The organism is Pseudoalteromonas sp. ND6B, from assembly GCF_000764215.1.
In the GTDB taxonomy this organism is placed as follows: domain Bacteria; phylum Pseudomonadota; class Gammaproteobacteria; order Enterobacterales; family Alteromonadaceae; genus Pseudoalteromonas; species Pseudoalteromonas tetraodonis.
In genome coordinates this window covers 65,749-90,469 of sequence record NZ_JQFL01000035.1, presented here as the reverse complement: position 1 = coordinate 90,469, position 24,721 = coordinate 65,749, and the positions used below count along the sequence as shown (strand labels likewise).

Sequence of the window (24,721 nt, the reverse complement as noted above, 5' to 3'; positions counted from 1 at the left end):
CTTTGCACCTTAAATTAAAACTGATAACTAATATCCAAGCCAAAACGCCGGCCTTCACCCTTAAAATCTTCAAGCATGCCAAGAAAAGAACTTAAATCAAATTTTAAGTGACTGTATTGAGTACCAAACAGGTTTTTACCCCAAATGGCAACCCCCCAGTTATCGTGTTGATAGTGTATATTGGCGTTAAAAATACTATAGCTGTCTTGCATCGCATAGGGGTTTTGATTCTGATCAAAATAGTAATCGGATTGATAATCAACTAATAATTGAGTAGTTAGCGGGTGATTAGCCACCTCAAAAGTGTATTCAATACCCGCACTGAGATTCCATTTTGAGGTAAACGGCAAACGATTATCAGTTAACGCATTCCCTAGTGGATCAACATATTCTTCAAACTCTGCATGAGGTATATAACCCATAGCAAACTTAACATTCAAATTATCGGTCAGCCAATACTCAAGATCAGCTTCTAAGCCGTAAATAATGGAGTCAGCCACATTTTCTAATAATTGAATTGGCGGGCTCTGCTCAGATGTTGAAGGCTGATTCATAAAGACTTGTTGATCATTATAATCATAATAAAATGCAGCCCAGTTAAATCGAATACCCTGCTGTGGCCACCAGGACTTTGATCCGATTTCATGTGAGTTTAACCGCTCTTTTTGATAGTCAGCGAGTTGGGCTTGTTCAACCGATGATAAAAAGCCACCGTTATAGCCTCCGCTTTTGGCGCCATTAGCAAAACGATAATAGGCGTAAGTTGAATCATCGACTTTAAAGTTCACTCCTAACTGCCCAGAAATGCCATCATCTGACTGCTCTCCTTGAACACGATAAAATGGAACCCTAACTCCTGTTAAATCGTTAGCATCTATAACAACGTTAAGCTGAGATACTGAGTCGTAGTCTAACGATTCATAAGAGTAACGAAGCCCTGCAGTGATCAACCAATCTTGGTTTAATTGATAATCGAATTGCGTAAACGCAGCCATACTCTTTGTGTTTATTTTATTATTATAAAAAAAAGTAGCGGTTAAATCTGTCGCTAAAATTCCCCGATAGTCCCGTAAAATATCATTTACATTATCTTGAACAATAGACTCATCAGCATAATATATTCCCGTCGTTAAAAAATGCTCACCCAACTGAGATTGCAATCGCAATTCTTGCGTCACCAAATCAGTATTTAACCCTAAGTTGCCCTCACATAACTGTGCGGGAGAGCCATCACAATTAAAAGCATGGTCCCGTTTTAATTTGTTATAACTGCTTAAAAAAACAAGCTCATTGTGCGTGTCTAATTGCCAATTAGCATGGCCGCTAATGCCCTTACCATCTGTTTTATGAGGCGAATTATTATTTACGCTGACTGTATAAAAATCATCACTGGCATCATTAAAGCCAAAATTATCAAAACAACTGGTTGAACCCGCTTGTGCTGGCGAGCATCGCTCTCCTGTTAGTGGATTAGCAACAATTCCAATACTGCCAACCGGCTGTACTATTCCATCCCAATCGGCAATATGCCCTTTTATCAATAGCTGTACCGTGTCAAAATCAGCTAAAAAGGAAACTCGGCCATTCGTTTGTCGCATGCCAGATTTCGGTGAGTCGGCAAAAATATTGTTAGTGGAATAATCATAATCTTGATGATTAAGCGCTATACGAACGGCGGTGTTTTCACTAAGTGCTGAATTAAACATAGCATCAACACTGGTCGCATTGTTATTAGCAATGCCAGTGCTTAAATAACCACTTTGTTCAAACTCAGGGCGTTTAGAGCGGATTAAAATAGCGCCCCCAGTAGAGTTGCGACCAAATAAAGTGCCTTGAGGACCACGCAAAATATCAATTTGTTCAATATCAAATAAATTAACAATTTGGTTACTTGCAGAGCCAACAGCAATGTCATCAACATACATCGCCACAGGGGATGTATTCGCCGTATTGTAATCAACTAGCCCTACACCACGAATGTTAACCGCTGGCGGTGTGCCTTCCGCTGCGTTTTGACTAATTTTTAGATTAGGAGCAAATACAGACAACTCTGTCGAATCTTTAACGTGTTGTACTTGAAGATCATTACCTTTAATGGTGCTTACAGAAATGCCAACTTCTTCAATTTTTTGCGCTCTTTTTTGCGCATAAACTTCTATGATTTCCATATTACGCGCATTCGCACTTTCATCATCTACAAGTACTTTCGCCTGCAGTGGCAGTAAAAAGCCTGGTAAGCATATCAACCCTATTTTCTTATTGAGAAGCTTGCCTTTATTTTTCATTTCTTGTGACCTTTACGCTAGACAAATGTAAACAGCATGTTTAATTATATACTAATCAATCGATAATACGGTTATATGAATAATATTTTAATGTTTGAGGGCTGCAAATGCATCTTCGCCACTAATGTGTTGTGGGTAACCCACCATTGCTCTTGCTGTTTGCATACCAGCCATGACAGCCGCTTCAACACAACCGGCATTAACGCCTGTTTTTATCCAGTCACCGGTAATAAAAAGATTGGTAAATTGTGTTTCATCAGTTGCCAGACGATATTGACTTGAGCCCGCAACTGACAAAACATAGCGCTCACTGGGATCCACATTTACTCGCCAGTATTGAGCATTTAATCGTTCATCCCCTGATAACTGAGAGCCATGCAAAACAGACCAGTCAAATTGATTATTTTGATACGCTATTGGCCAAATAGCCTGTATGTTATTTTCTAGCATACCTTTAAGATTAGCTTTTACTTGCGATTTTGCTTGAAAAACAAATTGATGTTCACTTTGTGGCGGGTAATAGTCACAAGGAAAAACACTGCAAAAGTAAGCAATGTTTTTAGGAGAACAATCGATAGGCCATTGCTCTTTGTCGATTAAATTCATCATCGCAGCCCATGTATCAAATGGTTCGCTAAAGCCACTGAGAATGGGGCCTTCTTTGCTAGGTGGCCTATATTGCCAACCTAATTGCTCGTCAGTCTTACTAAGCCACAATTGGGCTGCCTGCGTTGCCACCGTTTTAACTTGCTTTGCTTGAGCTGCAAAATTTGTATCCAATGCAAGTAAAGAAGGACATACATGTTCAAGTGAGGCAACAGATACGCCAAGAATAATCCTGTCAAAGTCATCTTTGTAGCGTAATTTTTTTATTGGTAGGGGCTGCCCAAAATGATTTTCATATTGAGCTGGCCAGTTAGACCAAAAAGATTCTAAATTAATATTATGCTGTTTTAATAGTGCAGCTTGTTCACTATTAATTTGCGCATAAAGCGGCTCACTTGGCCAACAAGGTAGTTTTTTCACATCAACAAGTGGTTGATATTCAGCATCTGATTTCAAAGTAACTTGTTGCTGTAACTTAATTATCTCAACAAAACGTTCACCCTGCTCATTTAGGCTGGGTTCCAGGTTTTTCAATTGATGGAAATATTCAAACTTAACCCCTCTTTTTTTTAGTAGCTCATACAGTGGAGCAAAAATGACATCGCCCATCCCCGCTTGCATTTTCCACATGACGCCACCGCGATAACACAGCGCAATACGTAACATAGCTAGTGATGCAACACCGGCTTCAACATTAGGCTTACTGATGTCTCCATCAGCGTAAGCAAATACTAAATCATAAAATCCCCGTATTGGCGCAGAGTTAGCACTGTACTGCTCATTTGCCCCATTTCTTATCAGCCACTGTCTAAAATCAAATTTGTTTATTACCCCAAACCCATCTCGATATACTTTGTCTTTGACCAGGCCAACCAACATTGCAATAGCAAGGTCTGCACAAATATATAATCGTCTAAGCTGCGCATTATTGTCTAATAACTCAATCATTTCGCTATTTAGCCAACGCTTTAGTTTTCTAACTATATACCAAATGACAAGGCCATCTTTTTTCTCTTGTACTTGGGGTTTTAATGTATTGTCAGCGTGAGCAAACTGATTTAATTTACTTATTAATAAGCTGGGAGTAGAGGCTATTTCACTCGAGTATTGTTTTATATCATCAGCAAAGTGTTGCCAAGTTTCCTCTGTATCATCAACCAAGTCCGCTATTTGTTGATGTAAATGACGTAATAAAGACTGATCACGAGATTTTTTTGTGCTCAAATTTATATTTTTATTGGCTTTTTTTGCGGCTAATTGTAAATCCAGTATCCACTTTTTTAGCCAAGCTAGGGTCATTTTAATAAAGTCCCATGGCGTAATATCCAAACTACCCTCCGCAGGATTTCCAGGTAATAAGGGGAAATCTATTGGCCATGTTTGCCATTGATCATTAATATATTCTTCTAGTGCTATAAAACTATGCGGCTTTAATGCTTGCTGCCATGTAGATAAAGGTGAATCGACTGGGCGTTGTAACTGAGTGTAAACCGTTTCTATTGTTTTAAAGCTATTTACATAAGCACCAAACCATACATGCAAGCCATGCTCTTCAATACGCTGCCCTCGAGCCGCATTACGGCCACTTGCGCCTTTACCACCTAAACGCCAACCTTGTTGGTATACAGTAATAGTTCGATGCTGTTGCCAATCACGCTGCTCGGTTAAATACAGTGCAGCAGTCATAGCCGATACACCGCCACCAATTATCACAATTTTTTCTTGGTTCATGGTAAATCCTTCTAAGTAATTTAAATCTTAGTTGCGGCTAACTGGTCAAAATCCATTTGAACATAAAATGGTAAGTGCAGCGCTTGACTACCTAACTTCAGACCAAACATATCGGCAAGGGGGAAACTATCTAATTTATTAAGATGTAACGTAAACTCAGGTTTCAGAAATTTAAAGCGATGTATTTTTTTAATCATAGAGGGTGAGTGCATTACGCTTTGGTATACCGCTGAATCACCACTGCCATCGGGAAATTGCTTAAACAATATTTGATCCATTTGTGGATTAACAAACCCACTCAATAGCTGCTTTAATAATGACAAATCAATGCCTAAATGTTTACGAGAAAACAAATTTGCTACTTGCTCGCCAAAATCATCTAGGACAGAGAAAAAGTCATTTTCGTGCCCCTGAGAGTTTATTGTAATTGTAAATAACTCATGCATTTGCAGCTTTGATTCAGGCGAAAAATGATCAAAGCATTCTAAAGATAGTGAAAAATTCGAAAGCTCAGTTACACACTCGGGCATAATGTAATCACATAAATATTTATTATAGCCCCACGTTTCGCGACCATTTATGAGTGCATAAATGTTATTAACGCAGATAAATGCAGGATACCAATATAGGTAGGTTATATCCTCATCTTCAACTTTAGCGACAGGCAACCAGATGATAATATCTGTTTCTTGCATCCAACCATGCTGATCGAAAGGCGGTGTCATTGAGGCTATTTTTTTAATATCTGTAAATGTAATAAGTGCAAACTCGCCAAGTATTTTAAAACGAATATTCCCTTTAACGCCTACGTTTAGCGTTGAATCAATATATCTTTGTGATTTAGCTAATTCTATCTCAGCAAAAAAACCATACATATTCGCATTGTGCATACGACAAGGCGGCTTTGCTATTGGATTAGATAAAAAATGTTGATATGGCGTAGATAGTGAGCTCATTTGACCCCCTCAGTTAAAAACTGAGTATAGTCAGATATATTAGGGTCTGTTGACCTTTGCGAATTAATATTTATGGCTATATGTGAATTCCACTCGATTCAAAGTATTTTAATAAATTGCTTGCAAAGTAAAATGTTGTGAAGTAGTATCGCTGCTTGGCTATAAAAAGCCCTAGCGGTTAACCTCTTTACCCTGATCCAGTAAGCCCCGCAAAACGTATATTCAAAAGCTAAGTTATTGTACGGCGAGAACCCCTATTAATACCTTGATGATTTATTTTTAATATCATCGTAAAAGTGTCATAAAGATCGTCAACACTGTAATGAAGCTAAACACAATTAGATTATTTATCATCTGTAATGTGCTTTAAGAAAAAGCCCAGAATAAATAACAAAAATAAAGTGAGTTTTATTATGTCATACAAATATAACGGATCTATGATCCAAATAGCACATCCAGTGCAATCAATTTCGGTTAACAAACATCGTGTAATCTTTAGCGATACACAAGGTTTGAAAAATGCATTGTTTCAAAAAGCAAGTGATGCACGTCAATTTGTAAAGTGGCTCAAGGCCAGCTAATTATCATTGATAAGTTAAACACTTATAAATAAATCTAAATGCCAGCGTGAAGCTGGCATTTTACTTTTTGGTGTATTATTGACTACACTTAAATCCTTGTTTATTTATTCGTTGTAGTGCAAATGCGGTTTTCGTGGTTAATACTGTTAGTCTGTGTATTTTTAAGCACAAAGTGTAATGCCAGAACAATAAAATGGTTAACACATGATTTTGCGCCCTACTACATTATAAGCGGGCCGAACAAATCCCAAGGTCGTGACGAAAGTATTATTTCGCTTTTAGAACAGCAGCTGCCGCATATTACCTTTGAAAGAGTGATCATCCCCTCAGGTAAAGTGATTCAGGAACTCGCAAACCTGCAGTCTAATGCCTGTGCTTTGTCGCTCTATAAGAATAAATACCGCGAAGAGCGTGTTTATTTCACACATCAAAGCTCTACAGCAGGGCTTTCGCCATCAATTGCCATGCATACCAAGCTAAGTAGTGCGCTAGAGATTGAAGACGCTAAACCAGTGTCATTAACCAATTTATTAGTTAATAAAAAGCTTACCTTAGGTGTATCTATGAATCGCTCCTATGGCAGTGAAATTGATAAAATAATCAACACCACACCCGGTATAAATCTGGTCATTCGACCAACTCGCGATACCCTCAGTACGTTAACATATATGCTTAACCTTAAAAGAATTGATATTTTATTAGGTTACCCAAGTGAACATTATTATTTAGCAAAAACAATGGGGTTTACTGATAATTTAACCCAGCGGATGCTCACTGAAGCACCAGAAATAAGTTACGGTTACATTGGCTGTACTAAAAACGAGCAAGGTGCAGAGGATATTGCTACGCTTAATCAACAACTCAAACTGATTAAGCAGACTGAAAACTATAAACAGATATTAACTCGGTGGTTGCCAAGTCATTTAAAACCCAAATTAGAAGCACATTTACAATAATAAAAAGCTAAGCGTATTACTAATTAGCGCTTAGCTTTTTTAAAATAGTCTTACTGGCGAATACCTTCAATAAATAAACCAATATCAACATGGGTAGATGCTGGGCCTAAGTTATAGTCAATACCGTAGTCGGCCAGTTTTAAGCTAGTTTCTCCTTCAAAACCAACACGGTAACCACCCCATGGATCTTTACCTTCACCAATTTTATCTATTTCAAAGGTAATTGTCTTCGTAACACCGTGTAGAGTAAAGTCACCGGTTACTGTGGCTTCTTCACCGTCTTCGTCAAACTTAATCGCTGTACTCTTAAAGCTTGCCTGTGAGTATTTGCTTACGTTTAAAAAGTCACTACCACGTAAGTGTTTATCACGTTCTGCGTGATTTGAATCTAGGCTTGCCGTATCAATATTTACACTAATTTGAGACGCATTTGGATTTTTAGCATCGTAGTTAAATTTGCCATCAAAGGTATTAAAACGACCGTGCAGCCAGCTGTAGCCTAAATGTTTAATCTTAAAGTTTACAAAAGCATGCGCACCTTTTGTGTCAATAACATAATCTGCGGCATTCGCAGTGGTCGCTGTCATAAACATCGCTGCTGATAACGCTGAAGTTAAAAATAATTTTTTCATTTTAATCATCCTTTTGTAATGTGATCATTCTAATTAATGTTTTATCTTTATCGATAAAGTGATGTTTTAGCGCACCTAACACGTGCAATACTACAAATCCAATTAATAAGCATGCGCTATAGAAATGGATTTGCCCGGCTATATCAGCCTGAGAATCAAACGCAAAGTCGATAGCTTTTACATAAAAAAAGCCAAATACTTCTATGGGTCGTCCATCAGCCGTCGAAATTAAATACCCTGACACCATAATGATCAGTAAAAACAGATACATTAAAATATGTGCTGTTTGAGCTAATTGATTTAACTGCTTGTTACTGCCAATCGGACTTGGTTTAACACTAAAGTGTCGCCATAACAGCCTAAAAACAAAAACCGCTGCTAAGCTAAGGCCAATGCTTTTGTGAAGGTCTAATGATCCTTTATACCAACTATCATAATAAGTCAGCTCAACCATATATAAACCTAAACCAAACAGACCAAACACGGTCAGCGCCATTAGCCAGTGTAAAAATATAGCCACCACGCCATAGCTGGTTTTTGAGTTTTTAAACATTCCCTACTGCCAATCTCTTATTTAGTAATAACACTACAATATAATGATTAAGCGGTGATTAAAATAACATATGCAAACACTCATCGTGCGTATACGCACAGTAAAATGTATAAGGTTAATATAATTGCAAATGATGTTGAGAAGGGATTAGCTAGCAGCTGACTCGTTAAGAGACACGTATATTTGGCTATCAGGTTCAACCTGTAAGCAGGCAATCAGGCCCTCTTTTATTAGTTCTAACATCGCGATAAAACTAACAACAACCCCACTGCGTCCCTCTTCAAAGGTAAATAATTGAGTAAACGCAACAGGCGCTTTTGATTGGGATAAGGTATTTAAAATCAAGCTCATGCGCTCACGCGTTGAAAGGGTTTCAGCGCTAATTAAATGATGCTCGAATGTTTTTGCACGCGCCATGACATCGCTTAGCGCTAACAATAAATCTTTGATTGCCAGTTCAGGTAATGGCTGGTTTTTTTCTGCTAGTTCCGGCACGCTTGCCTGCGCTATAAAGATATCGCGGCCAACACGAGGTAGGCTGTCTATATTTTCGGCCGCTTTTTTAAATTGTTCGTACTCTTGTAGACGTTTTATAAGTTCGGCGCGGGGATCGTCTTCTTCTTCTAACTCTTCATGAACAGGCAGTAACAGCCTAGATTTAATTTGGGCCAGCAATGCCGCCATTACTAAATATTCACCCGCGAGTTCTAGCTGGAACTCGCTCATCATTTCTACATATTTTACATACTGCTCAGTAATGCTAAAAATAGACAACTCAAGAACATCTAGCTTATGCTTTTTAATTAGATAAAGCAGCAGATCCAAAGGCCCTTCAAAGGTTTCTAAAATAACTTCAAGCGCATCAGGCGGGATATATAAATCTTCGGGTTTATCAACAACGGCTTTACCATGTAAAAAAGCCAGAGGGAGCTTTTGCTGCACTGGCATATCAGGTGTTGGCGTTGATGATAGCGTCTCAGACTGTTTCATTGTTATTCAAATGGCGTTGTATCACCGCAACCAACACGAAGAATTTGAATATCATCTTCTGATAAATCAATCACTGTGGTCGCTTGCTCAGGTAAATACCCACCATGAATAATTAAATCCACATGTTTATCAAGGCGCTCTAAAATGTCATCGGGATCAGCTTGAGTAAACTCTTCGCCCGGTAAAATAAGTGAGCACGACATTAAGGGCTCACCCAGCTCAGCTAATAAAGCACACGCTATTGGGTGCTCTATAACACGTATGCCTATGGTTTTTTTCTTGTCGTTTAATAACCGCTTAGGCACTTCTTTTGTACCTTTAAAAATAAATGTGTAAGGCCCTGGGGTATTATTTTTAATAAGCCTAAACATTTGGTTATCAACACGCGCATAAGTAGACAGCTCAGATAAATCACGGCATACCAAAGTAAAATTGTGATGTTTTTCAATGCCACGAATACGTTCAATGCGCTCTTTAGCTTGCTTATTACCTAAATTACAGCCTATCGCGTATCCTGAATCTGTAGGATACACAACTACGCCGCCTTGTTTAATAATATCAACAGCTTGAGAAATTAATCTAGGCTGTGGATTATCTGGATGTATATGAAATAATTGACTCATAATGCAACTCCTTCGTGCTTTTCCCATGTTTGCCAAACCCCTTGGCAATCTTTAGGTAAGTATAAATTTTTTCCAAGTTCTAAATAGCTAGTCGGAAAATGAAAATCAGAGCCTTGTGAGCAAAGTAGCTCGTATTCTTGGCTCAATAGCCCTAAAAACTGACGTTCACTTGGCGCCTGCTGCGGCTGAGCAACTTCCATTGCATCTCCGCCTACTGATTTAAATTCCACTAACAATTTACGTAGCCACTTGTTCGACATTTTATAGCTACTTGGGTGCGCTAAAACGGCCACCCCACCTGCGGCATGAATCGCCGCAATAGCTGTTTGCATATCACACCAATTACTTGGCACGTAACCGGTTTTACCTCGCCCTAAATACTTTTTAAATACCCCAGGAAAGTTTTTAGCTACACCACGCTCAATCAATGCTCTGGCAAAGTGAGCGCGAGTAATTTGTGCATTTTCGGCCAGCTCGCGAGCTTGTTGGTAAATACCCTCAAAACCATTTTTATTTAGTCGATGGCCAATCTCTATCGCGCGGGTTTCGCGTTTTTGCTGCTGCTCGCTCAGTAATGTATGCAAGGTACTATCGTTGGTATCAATATTTAGTCCAACAATATGAATTTCAAAACTTTCCCACTTGGTTGATATTTCAACCCCATTAATAAGTTTAAGCGGCAAATTTTCACGTTTGATAAAAGCCCGTGCAGGTTCGATAGCAGCCACCGTATCGTGATCGGTAATAGCAAATACATCAATATTTTTGTCGACTGCTCGCGCTAATAATTCCTCAACGGTTAAATGGCCGTCTGAGTGCGTGGTGTGACTATGTAGGTCGTATTTTATCAAATGAAAACTACTTAAATTTAGGGTTTAACGGTGTTTCACCCAGTATAACAAGTTTTTTAACTAAATTGTTTTAAATAAACACTTGACATAAAAGCAGTTGATACGTTTTACTGTAGCCACTTTTAGACATTAAAGAATTAACAACAATGAAAAATACAATTCACAACATCATTTGGTGGTGGCACTCTTAAAATCAAGGGTGATGAATTGTCGTGTCTAAACAAAAAATTCTAACCCGCTACCATGCGGGTTTTTTTATCACTAAATTTTGCAATATAAGATTAACAGGAATTAAAAACATGAATAACGTAAATACTCTTACACATCATTGGTGGTGGCGCCTGGCATAGCGGGACGGTAATGGTCTATCTATAATTTAGACATCGTTATTCAAACCCCGCACTGCTTAGCATTGCGGGGTTTTATTTTTTTTAGGGGATGAGGTTTGATTTTTAGTCATATAACAACAACACCAGGTGAAGTGACCAGCATAACGCAAGTACGAGACTACATAAGTAGCCCACTTGCATTGTATGCCGCACTTGATAAACCTAACTCACTATTACTTGAATCTGCAGAGATAGATTCTAAAGATAGCGTAAAAAGCTTAATACTCGTTGATTGTGCACTGCGTATTGTCTGCCAAGGCAATCAAGTGAGCGTAACAGCACAATCAAATAATGGTCAGCAGTTACTCAGTTATTTACAAGCTAATGTAAAAAACTGCGCATCACAGTTATCCGATACCACATTAACACTGGAGTATCACCCAGTAGATGACACCATTGACCAAGCCAGTAAGCTGATTGCAGATAACGCTTTTAGTGCATTACGCAGCTGTTTAAATAGCATTAAAAGTACCACCAACAATCCATTCTCGGTGTTTTTAGGCGGCGTATTTGCCTACGACATGGTGGCTAATTTTGAACAACTCACCGATGTACCCGACGGGGAAAACACCTGTCCAGACTATGTTTTTTATTTAGCAGAAACACTGGTTGTTATTGATCATCAAAAACAAACAACGGAATTAATTGGTAACGTATTTAATGGCCCTGATGTACATGCAAACTGCTTTGAAGTAGGCAAACAATTAGAGCGTTTGAATACATTATGCGACCATGCTGCTGACTTTAACGCACCAAGCCAAACTGGCGACTGCCCAGTGAGTGTTGATATTAGTGATGAGCAATACTGCCAGCAAGTAATTAAGCTCAAGCAACACATAGTCGATGGCGATATTTTTCAAGTGGTGCCCTCTCGTACCTTCTCATTACCCTGTCCTGACTCTTTACATGCCTACAGCCAGCTAAAAAAACAAAACCCTAGTCCGTACATGTTTTATATGCGCGATGAAGATTTCTCATTATTTGGCGCATCTCCTGAGTCCGCGCTTAAATACGAAGTTCAATCTCAACAGGTCGAGGTTTATCCGATTGCCGGCACACGCCCTCGCGGCAAATTTGCTAATGGACAAATCAACCCTGATTTAGATAGCCGTATTGAGCTTGAGCTTAGAAACGATCAAAAAGAACGTGCAGAGCATTTAATGCTGGTTGATTTAGCGCGTAATGATGTGGCCCGCATTAGCGTGCCGGGTACGCGCCATGCCAAAGAGCTATTAAAAGTAGACCGTTACTCACAAGTAATGCACTTAGTGTCGCGCGTGGTGGGGAAATTAAAACCCGAACTAGATGCCCTACATGCTTATCAAGCCTGTATGAACATGGGCACATTAGTGGGCGCGCCAAAGGTAAGAGCTGCAGAGCTTGTGCGCCAAACCGAAGGAAAACGCCGCGGCAGTTATGGCGGCGCAGTTGGCTATTTAACTGGTGATGGTGCAATGGACAGCTGTATTGTTATTCGTGCAGCCTTTGTTAAAAATAATATTGCTTATGTGCAAGCTGGCGCTGGGGTTGTATTTGATTCAGACCCAATGTCAGAGGCTAACGAAACTCGCGCTAAAGCACAGGCGGTGATCACCGCAATTAAATCGACATATAAGGCAGTATAAAATGAGTGAAGCACACCCTATTAAAATTTACTTTTTAGATAACTTTGACTCATTTAGCTATAACCTTGTTGATGAACTAACAATGCTAGGTGCTGAGTTAGTTGTTTACAGAAATAACATTAGCGCTGAAGTAATATTCAACAAAATGCAGGCAGAGCATAAGCAGGTATTACTGGTTTTATCGCCAGGCCCAGGGGCACCGAGTGATGCGGGCTGCCTAATGGAATTAATTAGCCTGTGCAAAGGTAAATTCCCGATGCTGGGCATTTGTTTAGGCCAACAAGCACTAACACAAAGTTACGGCGGAGTAATCGGTCATGCTGGTGAAACCGTACATGGTAAATCATCAATAATTGAGTTAGACGATCACCCGGTGTTTAACGGAATGGGTAGCACTATGCCAGTGGCGCGTTATCACTCATTAATGGCCACAAAAGTGCCTGATAACTTAGCGGTTATTGCAAAGTATCAAGATATTCCAATGGCTATTTATCATCATCAAGACACTGCGCTGGGTTATCAATTCCACCCAGAATCTATTTTAACGCCCAATGGCGCTATGCTGCTGCAGCAAAGCGTTGCCTATTTAACGCGTGCCAGATAAAGGGAACATTATGACTACACAATTACAAAACTCGCTTAATGTTCAACAGGCTATTGAGCACGTTATTGCCAAGCAATCATTGAGCTATGCACAAGCAAAAACACTTTTTGATCAAATAATGCAAGGGAATATGAGCGATATTGAGCTCTCTGCACTGTTAATTAGCCTTAAAATGAAAGGTGAAATAAGCGATGAAATCGCTGGTGCTGCGGCCTCAATGCGTGAAAACGCCGTGGCATTTACAACCATTAAAACTCAACTTGCCGATAGCTGTGGTACCGGTGGCGATGGTTCAAACACTATCAATATCAGTACAACCGCGGCAATTGTGGCAGCCGCTGCCGGTGTTAATATGGTAAAACATGGCAATCGCAGTGTATCGAGTAACTCAGGGTCTGCTGATTTACTCAAAGCCTTGGGGATCAATATTGATATGACTCCCACACAAGCGGCTAAATGCCTTGAACATACAAATTTTACCTTTTTATTTGCACCGCACTATCACAGCGGCGTGCGCCATGCGATGAACGTACGAACCACTTTAAAAACCCGTACTATTTTTAATATTCTTGGGCCGCTAGCTAATCCCGCTGCCCCAGATGTTCAATTGCTGGGGGTATACGATGAATCCTTGTGCCTACCTATGGCGCAAACTCTTCATACTCTGGGCACTAAACGCGCTATGATAGTTCACGGCTCTGGCACCGACGAAATCGCCTTGCATGGCCCAACACAGGTTGTTGAGCTGGATAACGGCAAAATCACCCAATACACACTCAACCCTAGTGATTTTGACCTTGCAAACTATTCACTTGAACAATTAGCCGGTGAAGGCCCACAATACAATGCAAACGCCAGCCTTGCCATTTTACAGGGCAAAGGTAGCGAGGCACATAACGCCGCTATTATTGTTAACGTTGCTGCATTGCTGTACTTAACTGGCCAAGCACAATCGTTAAAACAAGGTGCACAAATAACACACTCATTATTACGTTCAGGCAAGGCCATGGACACACTAAATGCAATTATTGAGGTAAGTCATGGCTAATGTATTAGACAAAATTATTGCCGATAAAAAAATAGAACTCATTGAACGCAAAGCAGCGCGCCCACTTGAGAGCTTTAAGCATCAAGCTAAACCCACCACACGTAGCTTTTATCAAGCGTTAGCGGCACCTGGCACGCAGTTTATTTTAGAGTGCAAAAAGGCATCGCCTTCTAAAGGGTTAATTCGTCAGCCGTTTGATTTAACAGAAATCACCCAAGCGTATAAGCAGTATGCCACTTGTATGAGTGTATTAACTGACGAAAAGTACTTTCAGGGTAGCTTTGATTACCTTGAGTTTGTGCGCAGCCAAGTAGAGCAGCCACTTATTTGTAAAGACTTTTTTATTGATGAATACCAAGTTTACATGGCACGTATTTATGGTGGTGACGCTATTTTACTGATGCTATCAGTGCTTGACGATGAGCAGTATAAAACGCTTCATGCAGTCGCCGATTCGTTAAATATGTCGGTACTAACTGAGGTGAGTAACGAAGAAGAGGTGCATCGTGCACTGGCACTCAATGCACAAATAATTGGGATTAATAATCGTGACTTGCGCGATTTAAGCACCGACTTAGCCACAACCGAGCGACTACGTAAGCTTATTCCTAACGATAAAGTGGTTATTTCAGAGTCAGGTATTTATACCCATCAAGATGTAAAGCGTTTAGCGCCTTTATGTAATGGATTCTTAATTGGCAGCTCATTAATGGCTGAGGCCGATTTATTACAAGCGTGCCGCCGTGTAATCCTAGGCGAAAACAAGGTTTGTGGATTAACCCGTAATCAAGATGCCATTGCGGCTTACGACAACGGTGCCCTTTATGGCGGATTAATTTTTTATCCAAAATCACCGCGCTTTGTCGATTTAGATTGCGCCAAAGAAATCAGCCAAAGTGCCCCTTTAAAATTTGTTGGGGTGTTTGTTAATGCCGCCATAGCAGAGGTTGCTGAGCACGCTAAACAACTAAAACTGTCTGCTGTTCAATTACATGGCCAAGAAGATGAACATTACATTGCATCGTTACGTAATGAACTACCACGTCATTGTGAAATATGGAAAGCACAGGCCATCAAAGATGCTTTGCCTCAACCGATTATAGGAGCCGATCGCCATTTATACGACACTCACAGTGATTCACAGGCTGGCGGCACAGGCAAAACATTTGATTGGTCGGTACTTCGCGATGCAACGACCCCATTTATGCTTGCTGGCGGCTTAAACCCAGACAATATTAGCGATGCACTTTTTCAAGGTGCTCTTGGGCTTGATTTAAATTCAGGTGTAGAAGAGTCTCCAGGTAAAAAGTGTGCAAACAAACTACATCATGCTTTTACAAGTATCAGAAATTATTGAGGTTAAAATGCAAAATCCAGCTTATTTTGGCGAGTTTGGCGGTATGTTTGTACCCGAACTGCTTGTCCCTGCGCTTAAGCAGTTAGAAAACGAATTTAATAAAGCACAAAAAGATCCTGAATTTCAGGCAGAGCTAAGTAAATTACTTAACGAGTATGCGGGTCGTCCTACCCCGCTTACTTTAACGCGTAACTTAGTTAAAAACCCAAAAGTAAAACTGTATTTAAAGCGTGAAGATTTACTCCACGGTGGTGCGCACAAAACAAACCAAGTTTTAGGCCAAGCACTGCTTACCAAACGTATGGGTAAAAAAGAAGTGATTGCTGAAACAGGCGCCGGCCAACATGGTGTAGCCACTGCACTTGCCTGTGCATTGCTTGGCTTAAAATGCCGTATTTACATGGGTGCAAAAGATGTTGAACGCCAACAGCCAAATGTATTTAGAATGAAGCTAATGGGCGCTGAAGTTATTCCGGTAACCGCAGGCTCGGGTACATTAAAAGATGCGGTTAACGAGGCACTGCGTGATTGGTCTGCCAATTATCAAGAGGCTCATTACCTTTTAGGTACTGCAGCGGGTCCTCACCCATTCCCGACTATTGTACGTGAATATCAAAAAATAATTGGTGAAGAAGCAAAACAACAAGTACTTAAAGCCGAAGGGCGTTTGCCTGATGCGGTTATTGCGTGTGTAGGCGGTGGGTCTAACGCCATTGGTATGTTTACCGATTTTATTGATGAGCCAAGCGTTAAACTCATTGGCGTTGAACCTGCAGGTAAAGGGTTAGACACGCATGAACATGGCGCAACTATCTGTAAAGGAACAAAAGGTATTTTGCACGGTACTTACACTTATATTATGCAAAATACAGATGGTCAAATTGAAGAGTCTTACTCTGTATCGGCGGGACTAGATTACCCCGCAGTTGGCCCTCAACATGCCTTTTTGCACGAAACTGGCCGTGCTCAATATGTCGGTATTACCGACACCAAAGCACTTGATGCCTTTCAAGCATTAGCTAAACACGAAGGGATTATTCCTGCGCTTGAATCAAGTCATGCGCTAGCCTATGCCCTAGATTATGCAGAAGAGCAAACGCAAGACAGTATCATTGTTATTAATTTAAGTGGTCGTGGAGACAAAGACTTAGCCCACGTACACAAGGTATTATCAGAGGAAGGTCAACTATGAGCCACGTAAAAACTGACCGTTATGGACAAATGTTTGCCGCGCTTAAAGAGCAAAACCAGGGTGCTTTTGTACCGTTTGTAACCATTGGCGATCCAGGTAAAGCGCAAAGCATCGAAATTATTAAAAGCTTAATTGATGGCGGCGCTGACGGGCTTGAATTAGGTATTCCGTTTTCCGACCCGATTGCCGATGGCCCTGTCATTCAAAAAGCCAATATTCGTGCCTTAAACGTGCATATTAATACGCAAGACTGCTTTGATATTATTAAAGAGATCCGTGAATATAACGCCAACATTCCAATTGGTTTGTTATTGTATTCAAACTTAATATTTAAACGTGGCTTAGAAAAGTTTTACACCGATGCAAAAGCAGTGGGTGTTGACTCTATTTTAGTGGCTGATGTGCCATTACATGAGTCTAAAATGTTTAGAAAAGCCGCCATGGCCAATGGTATAGACCCGATTTTTATCGCTACACCGAACGCCAGTGACGATACCTTGCGTGAATGTGCATCATACGGCCGTGGCTACACCTACTTGCTTTCTCGTGCTGGGGTAACAGGTACAGACACCAAAGCACAAATGCCAGCAACCCATGTGGTTACGCGCTTACAAGAGTACCACAGTGCACCTGCATTATTAGGCTTTGGTATTTCAACGCCTGAAGATGTAAAAGCGGCACTTAAAGCCGGTGCTGCGGGGGCTATTTCGGGCTCTGCTGTGGTAAAAATTATTGAAGCAAACTTAGATGATTTAGATGCGATGACCTCGCAGCTAAAAACATTTGTAAGCGATATGAAAGCCGCTACTGCGCTTTAATAGCGAGCTGTGTTTTATCATTATCAATAAAAAAGGGCATGTAATATGCCCTTTTCTATTTAAAAGCCCAGAGCTAGTGCGCTTGGTGCTTACCTTCGAGTATTTCTTCAATAAATTTTGCATTAAATGCATCTAAATCTGCAGGGCTGCGGCTAGTGACTAAGCCGTTATCAACACACACTTCTTGATCTACCCAGTGAGCTCCGGCGTTAATTAAATCGCTTTTAATACTAGGGAAGGAAGTCACTTTTTTATCTCTGAGCTTATTAATTTCAGCTAATAACCACGGCGCGTGGCAAATAGCGGCCACAGGTTTATTTTTTTCTGCTCCAAAAAAGCCATCAACAAACGCTTTGGCATCTGTATTTTGACGTAAGCTATCGGGATTAAACAAACCACCCGGCAGTAAAAGTGCATCGTAGTCAGCGGCATTGGCATCTGATGCTAATTTATCAACGGTTACTTTTTCACCCCAATTATCTTTATTCCAACCTGTGATCTGCCCTTCTTTAATAGACACCACCTCTATATCTGCGCCCGCCTCTAGTAATGCGCTTTGCGGCGAAAGTAGCTCGCTTTGTTCAAATCCATCGGTGGCTAAAATGGCAATTTTTTTACCTTGTAAACGGGTGCTGCTATGTAAATTACTCATTAAATACTCCTTATCTTATTTTTTGATACACAGAGAGGTTTGCATATCACATACCAAAAATAACATACTGATAATATTGGCGTTTTATTTAAAGAGATGAGAGTGCTATGTAAATTATTTACAGTGGTTGCAGATACTACACAGCCATTTTTTAAAAATAAAAATAGCCTGCAAGGTACATGCTTTGTTTGAATAACAAAACTCCCTTACAAGCACTGACAATTAAAGGCTGTCTTTCAACGCTTTGGCTGGCTTAAATACGGCTTTATTAGCCCCTTCTATTTCTATTGCTTCGCCTGTTTGTGGATTACGACCCGTACGGGCTGGGTAATAACTTAATGCAAAAGTGCCAAAACCAGATATTTGTACCTGATCGCCTTCAGACAATGATTTGGTAATCACCTTTTGTAAGCTGGTTAACGCTAATTGCGCCTCTTTTTTTGTTAACTCGCTCGTGTGTGCCATGGCTGCAACCAGTTCTGCCTTATTCATTTTTTGCTCCTAAATACACGCGCTGGCTTTAGCCAACTAGCGTGGCAATACAATGATGTAAAAATAAAAGCAGGCAGGCTAAGGGTTGCAAGGGGGTAAGTCAACCTTAACAGAGGGCTAAGGGCCTTAGTGAGAGTCATTGGGTTTAAATATAATCAGCTTGGCTGTTTTATAGTCATAAAGATGACTTAATCGCTTGCTAAGGTGAAATAAAAATCAACGTGAGCAAACGTGAACGCTAATCAATACCGCTGGTTTGAATTTACCTTTATTTTTATCATACTGCCTTTAATTGGCTTTAATATTCGCCAGTATTTATCTAACTGGCTTATTCCAGCACTGATCATTTTAATGAGTGTGTGCTGTATGCTGCTGCTAAACGACATTCACTTTAAACGCTTTAGATTAACCAGTATGGGGCAGTTTTCTGCTGTGAAGCGCCGTATGTTTAGCTTTTTCTTTATTGGCGCATTATTTTCAGGGGTGTTTTATAACCTACTCTACCAAGGACACTGGTTTACTTTACCGCGTGAAAACCTCACCGATTGGCTGATGCTATTGCTGCTCTACCCTTTATTGTCGGTGATCCCGCAAGAGTTAATATTTAGAACGTATTTTTTTCATCGCTATAAGCGCATTATGCCCAGTAAATGGTTGCGCATTATTATTAGCGCCAGTGTATTTGCATTGGCACATATTATTTACGCCAATTGGATAGCTGTTAGTTTAGCGTTTGTCGGTGGCTTACTATTTGCCTATACCTACGCGCAAAGCCGCTCAACTTTTGCCTGTGTTATTGAGCACAGCTTATGGGGCATTTGGATGTTTACCCTAGGGATTGGTGACTACTTAGATTCGGGTGCACTGAATTAACTAACCGCAACAAAAAAGCCGCGACAAGCGCGGCTTTATTAAATTAGTTTTTAATTAAAAACCAAAAATACTGATATTAAAAAACTTGGTCGCAACGGTATTTACAAAAATAAGCAGTAAAATCGCTGGGATAAATGTTTGTAGTGAAAAGTTAACGTACTTTTCCATAAAGCTATTCGCATAATTAGGCGAACCTTGTCTTAGCTCTTCACTTAAACGAACTTTCTTCCATTTATACATTACAAACAAACACACCATTAAACCATTGAGTGGTAAAATAGTGTCGTAGAACACGTCATATACAATATCAAAAAAGCTCTTGTTACCACTGCCGTAGCTAGTAAAGGTAGTTAGGCTGTCAATCATACCAAACGACATAATACACATAATGGTTAACACACCGGTTGATAAGGTAAGTATGCCTAGCGCTTTTTTACGGCTAATGCCTTTACGGTCGCTGAGTGTGGCAGTCGGCACTTCTACAATTGATACCAACGATGTAATTGCGGCAAAAAATACCAGCAAGAAGAAAATAAACGCCACGGCTGATGCGCCAAAGTAGCCAATATCGTGTTGTAACGCTAATAAGATTTTTGGTAAGTACACAAAAATCATTGAAACTGACGAGTCAGATAACTTTGTCGGATCGGTATTTGGGTCAAAGCTAAAAATAGCCGGTAACACCATTAAGCCTGCAACAAAGGCAACTAATGAGTCGGTAATGGCAACCATTTTAGCACTGCCCACAATGTCATCTTTTTTAGAAATGTAAGAGGCATACGTAATTAAAATACCCATACCTAACGACAATGAGAAAAACGCTTGGCTCAATGCGCCATTAAGAACACTGGCATTCATTTTACTAAAATCAGGAATAATATAGTACTTCACACCCGCCATTGCGTTATCAAGGGTGAGTACGTAACCCACTAATATAATAAGCATGACAAATAACGCCGGCATCAAAAATTTAGCCGCTTTTTCTATGCCATCTTTTACGCCACCGACCAATATTAAGTTAACAATCACCACAACCAGTGCCATGTAGCCAAACACCGTGTAGCTGTTAATAAACTCATCAAAGTGCCCAGGGTTTGCCAACTTATCCAAATTACCAAATGCGGTTTGGCTTAAGTAACCAAAAATCCACACCGTGATCACCATGTAAAAAACGGCAATCATAAATGGCGTTAACACGGCTAAAAAGCCAGCAAACTTCCATTTCTTATCGTTATTGGCTAACGCCTTGTATGCACCAAGAGGATCTTTTTGTGCGTGGCGACCCATAGCCATTTCGGCCATCATGACGGGTAAACAAATGAATGCGACGAACAAAGCATAGACGAGCAAAAATGCACCACCGCCATTCTTAGTCGCAGAAACTGGAAAGCCTACTAAGTTACCAATGCCCACAGCAGAACCCGCCGCTGCTAATATAAATCCTAAGCGGGAGCTAAAGTGCTCTCTATTTTCACTCATGTAATAACCTTGTTATTATTTATCTTATCCAAGGGACTCTACCAGTGTTACACAACGCTTTTCAAGCAATTACCGCGTAAAAAAACATTCTTGCTGTAAACATCGCCATAAACACTTTTAATTCACCATTTATCAACGCTATGCTAGTATGCAGTTAATTAAATTTAACAAGTTTTGAGAGTATTTTTATGTTGTATATGATTTATTCAACGGACGTCCAGAACAGCTTAGAGCACAGAAAAGCTGCTCGCCCTGCTCATTTAGCACGTTTACAAACGCTAGAAAACGAAGGTCGACTATTAACAGCCGGCCCCCTTCCAGCGGTTGATAGTGAAGACCCTCAAGATGCGGGCTTTACTGGCTCTTTAGTGATTGCTGAATTTAACTCTTTAGAAGATGCCAGAGAATGGGCCGCAGATGATCCTTATGTTGCGGGTGGCGTATATGAAAACTCAATTGTTAAACCATTCAAAAAAGTGTTCCCTGCTTAACATTAACGTGAGTTCCCTTGTTTAACTGCAACCAGTAATTCAGGGTTTGTTCACTCATTTTTAATTAGACTTTGTCTTATAAAAATTTAAATACTCAATAGAGTAATTAAATTTTAGTGGCTTAGTTTTTTAGGCTAAGCAGGTATGTTCTAGGAGTTTCGTAATGCGTGTATTATTAACACTCAATTTAATTGCTGTTTTTTGTTTGGCTAATGTTGCCCATGCAAATAATACTAACAGCACACCCGATAAAATTGAGATAAGCAAAAAGAAAGCAGTAATACTTGCAAAACAAACCACAGACGGTACAACATTAAAAATTTCAGAAGAAACACAATTTTATACAGTACGAATTTTAAAAGCTGACGGCCACGTCGTCGATTTGAAGATAAACAAAAAAACTGGCGAAGTGAAAAAGGATTAACCAATGCGAATTTTAGTAATAGAAGATGATTTACATTTGGCAGATAATCTGCGCAATGCATTAGAAAAAGAGCGTTACAGTGTTGATTTATGTCACGATGGCGAAGCGGGCCTTTTTCATATAACAGAATACCCTTTAGACATGGCAGTGGTTGATTTAGGCCTGCCTAAAATAGATGGCATAGAGCTTATAAACAAAGCCCGCGCCCAAGGGATCACTATCCCTATTTTAATTTTAACGGCGCGCGATCGCTGGCAAGACAAAGTTGAAGGCCTCGATGCGGGCGCTGACGACTACCTAACTAAGCCATTTCATGTTGAAGAACTCATTGCTCGCTGTAATGCGCTTATTCGTCGAAGTGCAGGTAAAGCAAACCCAGAAATGACAGCCGGCCCTATTAAAATTCATACGCGTTCACAACAAGTGTGGGTAAACGACAAAGAGCTAAGCTTAACCGCATACGAATATAAAGTACTTGAATACTTAATGGTTAACCCGCAAAAAGTAATTTCAAAGTCTGAGTTAACAGAACATATTTATGACCAAGATTTCGATCTTGATTCAAACGTCATTGAAGTGTTTGTATTGCGTTTACGTAAAAAGCTCGACCCTGACGGTGTGCTTAACCCAGTAGAAACACTACGTGGGCGTGGTTACAGGCTTAAAAGCCAGTGGTAGCACCGCAAATTTCGTTAAAAATAAGGCAAGGATTTATCCTTGTCTTTGTTTTATTAGTCGCCTTACCTATTTTGTTTTACTCCATAGGTAAGGCGTATTACGCGTCACTTGTTGATGCCACCGAAAAAAACCTCGAAGCGCACCTGTATTCACTCATCTCCGAGGTTGATTTTACCGAGCGTGGCATTATTATGCCCAGCTCTATATTAACGCCCGAACTCAACAACCTAAACTCAGACACCTACGCCATGATATACCGTGACGATGTGCCTATTTGGCATTCTGAGTCGGCGGTTAACGTTAATTTTGTACCTCAGTATATAGAACCCAAAGCCGGTGCTGCAGACTTTAGACGCGTGGTTTATAACAACACCGCCTATTGGCAGTTAAGCTTAACGGTCATTCTTAATAATATTGACCAATCAGAGCAAGCACGATTTATTTTATTAAAACGCAACGACGCCCTACTGCGTTTAATGGACGGGTTTAAACAAACCTTAGTCGATTGGATGTTTATAATGGGGATTGCTATAGCAGGGTTAATGGCTATTGGTTTTATTTGGAGTGCAAGGCCGCTGCAGCGCCTAGATAAAGAAATAAAAGCTATTGAATCAGGCGATATTCAAGAAATTAAAGGCTTATACCCCGTTGAACTACAAACAATAAAAGCCGACCTCAACCTATTATTAGAGTCGCAGCAACGCCAAAAAGAGCGCTACCGCGCCTCACTCAGCGATTTAGCACATGCACTTAAAACGCCGTTAGCTGTATTAAAATCAAGCCCACTGGCCAATGATGCCGACGCACAAGAACAACTCGACAGAATTAATGTGATGATCGAGCACCAATTAAAACGTGCTGCTACTGGGGCTTCCGATACATGGAAAAAGCAAACCCCCATCAAACCGGTTATCGACTCTATTTTAAGTGCGATGGGTAAAGTTTATCGCGATAAAGACATCATATTTAATTGCAAAGTGAGTGATAAAGATTACTTTTTAGGCGATAAAACCGATTTAATGGAGTTATTAGGTAACTTAATAGATAATGCCTGCAAAGCCTGTCGCTCCCAAGTCAGTATTGACGTTTCACAAGCTAAAACACTTAGCATTAGTATTTGTGATGACGGCCCGGGTATTCAACCAGATAAACGCGAGTCATTGCTTCAACGCGGTACGCGCCTTGATACTTACGAAAGTGGTCATGGTGTTGGCATGGCGATTGTATCTGACTTGGTGAAGTCGTATCACGGGTTGTTAACTATTTCTCAGTCGCAACGTTTGGGCGGCGCAAAATTTATTCTCGAGTTTAATTACCATGAAAAAAAATAACTATATCCTTTTTTTTACTCTAGCTCTGTTATTTGCTTGGGCTGTTCCAAGCGTTGCAGCGCCGCTTGAATGCACACTTGAAAAAAACGCCCTACCCGAACAAATCAAAGCATATACACAATGTTTAGATGCCAAACTAAATAGAGTACAGCAAGAACAAGATAGCTGGATCCAAAAGCGTACCTTTGAACTATCTGCATTAGAAAGCGAGACCGGCAACACCCAAATTTTGTCATTATTTAAGCTAAGCATTAACGCTAAAGACAACTACATTCAAAGAAGCTGCCAATGGCGCTACATGCTAAAACAACCTAATGCACAACAAGCCGTTGTTACCTACAAAGAGTGTGAAATAGCCATGACCGAGCAGTTTATTCAGCAGCTTAAAACGGCTCTTTAATTAGTTTATAGGTAAGCGATGTGTGGTTTGGTTTGGTTTGGTAATTAAGTGAAGAGTTTATTGGTGTTTTGGGAAGTGCAGCCTTAAAGACTGCATTTTTGTAG

General features: G+C 40.2%; 25 protein-coding genes. 14 read left to right on the top strand and 11 right to left on the bottom strand.

The window, feature by feature from the left end:
• Positions 1-14: 14 nt before the first annotated feature.
• From ND6B_RS10595 to ND6B_RS10605, 3 genes are all read right to left on the bottom strand, one after another.
• Positions 15-2,285 (bottom strand): TonB-dependent receptor, encoded by a 2,271-nt coding sequence (locus tag ND6B_RS10595; RefSeq protein ID WP_033103356.1) that lies wholly within the window; start codon positions 2,283-2,285, stop codon positions 15-17.
• A gap of 87 nt (positions 2,286-2,372) precedes the next feature.
• Complete coding sequence (locus ND6B_RS10600; RefSeq protein ID WP_033103355.1) at positions 2,373-4,622, bottom strand: NAD(P)-binding protein; 2,250 nt, start codon at positions 4,620-4,622, stop codon at positions 2,373-2,375.
• 20 nt (positions 4,623-4,642) lie between these two features.
• A complete protein-coding gene (locus tag ND6B_RS10605) occupies positions 4,643-5,578 on the bottom strand; it encodes an acetoacetate decarboxylase (protein WP_033103354.1) in 936 nt (311 codons plus the stop codon).
• A gap of 413 nt (positions 5,579-5,991) precedes the next feature.
• On the opposite strand from ND6B_RS10605, the gene ND6B_RS20285 reads away from it, so the two are divergent.
• Positions 5,992-6,159: a hypothetical protein gene (locus ND6B_RS20285; RefSeq protein ID WP_007375427.1), complete on the top strand. Its 168-nt coding sequence runs from the start codon at positions 5,992-5,994 to the stop codon at positions 6,157-6,159.
• A gap of 122 nt (positions 6,160-6,281) precedes the next feature.
• Entirely contained in the window at positions 6,282-7,115 is an 834-nt protein-coding gene (locus ND6B_RS10610; protein ID WP_033103353.1) for a transporter substrate-binding domain-containing protein, read from the top strand.
• A 50-nt stretch (positions 7,116-7,165) separates the two neighbouring features.
• On the opposite strand, the gene ND6B_RS10615 is transcribed toward ND6B_RS10610, so the two are convergent.
• The 5 genes from ND6B_RS10615 to rnm form a co-directional block, all read right to left on the bottom strand.
• Positions 7,166-7,747 (bottom strand): YceI family protein, encoded by a 582-nt coding sequence (locus ND6B_RS10615; protein WP_033103352.1) that lies wholly within the window; start codon positions 7,745-7,747, stop codon positions 7,166-7,168.
• Position 7,748: 1 nt separating this feature from the next.
• Positions 7,749-8,300, bottom strand: a complete 552-nt coding sequence (locus ND6B_RS10620) for a cytochrome b (RefSeq protein ID WP_024603087.1) — start codon at positions 8,298-8,300, stop codon at positions 7,749-7,751.
• A gap of 147 nt (positions 8,301-8,447) precedes the next feature.
• Positions 8,448-9,290, bottom strand: coding sequence for a segregation and condensation protein A (locus tag ND6B_RS10625; protein ID WP_024603088.1), 843 nt, complete (start codon positions 9,288-9,290; stop codon positions 8,448-8,450).
• Between the two features lie 2 nt (positions 9,291-9,292).
• Entirely contained in the window at positions 9,293-9,913 is a 621-nt protein-coding gene (locus ND6B_RS10630; RefSeq protein WP_013465078.1) for an L-threonylcarbamoyladenylate synthase, read from the bottom strand.
• Complete coding sequence (gene rnm / locus ND6B_RS10635) at positions 9,910-10,764, bottom strand: RNase RNM (RefSeq protein WP_033103351.1); 855 nt, start codon at positions 10,762-10,764, stop codon at positions 9,910-9,912. Before rnm ends, ND6B_RS10630 begins: the two co-directional genes overlap by 4 nt.
• A 445-nt stretch (positions 10,765-11,209) precedes the next feature.
• Between rnm and ND6B_RS10640 the strand changes: the two genes are divergently transcribed.
• From ND6B_RS10640 to trpA, 6 genes are read left to right on the top strand one after another with little or no spacing between them, the layout of a single operon-like run.
• Entirely contained in the window at positions 11,210-12,778 is a 1,569-nt protein-coding gene (locus ND6B_RS10640) for an anthranilate synthase component 1 (RefSeq protein ID WP_033103350.1), read from the top strand.
• A 1-nt stretch (position 12,779) separates the two neighbouring features.
• A complete protein-coding gene (locus ND6B_RS10645) occupies positions 12,780-13,382 on the top strand; it encodes an aminodeoxychorismate/anthranilate synthase component II (protein ID WP_033103349.1) in 603 nt (200 codons plus the stop codon).
• Positions 13,383-13,392: 10 nt separating this feature from the next.
• On the top strand, positions 13,393-14,430 hold the full coding sequence (gene trpD / locus ND6B_RS10650) for an anthranilate phosphoribosyltransferase (protein WP_033103348.1): 1,038 nt from the start codon (positions 13,393-13,395) through the stop codon (positions 14,428-14,430).
• The gene (trpCF, locus tag ND6B_RS10655) at positions 14,423-15,787 is read left to right on the top strand and encodes a bifunctional indole-3-glycerol-phosphate synthase TrpC/phosphoribosylanthranilate isomerase TrpF (protein ID WP_033103347.1); all 1,365 of its coding nucleotides are present in this window, start codon (positions 14,423-14,425) and stop codon (positions 15,785-15,787) included. Before trpD ends, trpCF begins: the two co-directional genes overlap by 8 nt.
• 7 nt (positions 15,788-15,794) lie before the next feature.
• Positions 15,795-16,979: a tryptophan synthase subunit beta gene (trpB, locus tag ND6B_RS10660; RefSeq protein ID WP_033103492.1), complete on the top strand. Its 1,185-nt coding sequence runs from the start codon at positions 15,795-15,797 to the stop codon at positions 16,977-16,979.
• Positions 16,976-17,797 (top strand): tryptophan synthase subunit alpha, encoded by an 822-nt coding sequence (gene trpA, locus ND6B_RS10665; protein WP_033103346.1) that lies wholly within the window; start codon positions 16,976-16,978, stop codon positions 17,795-17,797. The genes trpB and trpA overlap by 4 nt, the downstream gene beginning before the upstream one ends.
• A 73-nt stretch (positions 17,798-17,870) precedes the next feature.
• Here trpA and ND6B_RS10670 read toward each other — a convergent pair whose 3' ends face one another.
• A complete protein-coding gene (locus ND6B_RS10670) occupies positions 17,871-18,449 on the bottom strand; it encodes a type 1 glutamine amidotransferase domain-containing protein (protein WP_033103345.1) in 579 nt (192 codons plus the stop codon).
• A 222-nt stretch (positions 18,450-18,671) separates the two neighbouring features.
• On the bottom strand, positions 18,672-18,941 hold the full coding sequence (locus ND6B_RS10675; protein WP_033103344.1) for an HU family DNA-binding protein: 270 nt from the start codon (positions 18,939-18,941) through the stop codon (positions 18,672-18,674).
• Between the two features lie 231 nt (positions 18,942-19,172).
• On the opposite strand from ND6B_RS10675, the gene ND6B_RS10680 reads away from it, so the two are divergent.
• Entirely contained in the window at positions 19,173-19,814 is a 642-nt protein-coding gene (locus ND6B_RS10680) for a CPBP family intramembrane glutamic endopeptidase (RefSeq protein WP_024603097.1), read from the top strand.
• Positions 19,815-19,868: 54 nt separating this feature from the next.
• Here ND6B_RS10680 and ND6B_RS10685 read toward each other — a convergent pair whose 3' ends face one another.
• A complete protein-coding gene (locus tag ND6B_RS10685; RefSeq protein ID WP_013465088.1) occupies positions 19,869-21,293 on the bottom strand; it encodes a sodium-dependent transporter in 1,425 nt (474 codons plus the stop codon).
• 188 nt (positions 21,294-21,481) lie between these two features.
• On the opposite strand from ND6B_RS10685, the gene ND6B_RS10690 reads away from it, so the two are divergent.
• From ND6B_RS10690 to ND6B_RS10710, 5 genes are all read left to right on the top strand, one after another.
• Positions 21,482-21,784, top strand: coding sequence for a YciI family protein (locus ND6B_RS10690; protein WP_016900387.1), 303 nt, complete (start codon positions 21,482-21,484; stop codon positions 21,782-21,784).
• A 163-nt stretch (positions 21,785-21,947) separates the two neighbouring features.
• Entirely contained in the window at positions 21,948-22,208 is a 261-nt protein-coding gene (locus tag ND6B_RS10695; RefSeq protein WP_016900388.1) for a PepSY domain-containing protein, read from the top strand.
• A 3-nt stretch (positions 22,209-22,211) separates the two neighbouring features.
• On the top strand, positions 22,212-22,886 hold the full coding sequence (locus ND6B_RS10700) for a response regulator transcription factor (RefSeq protein WP_008109187.1): 675 nt from the start codon (positions 22,212-22,214) through the stop codon (positions 22,884-22,886).
• Positions 22,880-24,217, top strand: a complete 1,338-nt coding sequence (locus ND6B_RS10705; protein WP_028835133.1) for an ATP-binding protein — start codon at positions 22,880-22,882, stop codon at positions 24,215-24,217. The genes ND6B_RS10700 and ND6B_RS10705 overlap by 7 nt, the downstream gene beginning before the upstream one ends.
• Complete coding sequence (locus tag ND6B_RS10710) at positions 24,204-24,617, top strand: hypothetical protein (RefSeq protein WP_033103343.1); 414 nt, start codon at positions 24,204-24,206, stop codon at positions 24,615-24,617. The genes ND6B_RS10705 and ND6B_RS10710 overlap by 14 nt, the downstream gene beginning before the upstream one ends.
• The last annotated feature ends 104 nt before the right edge of the window (positions 24,618-24,721 follow it).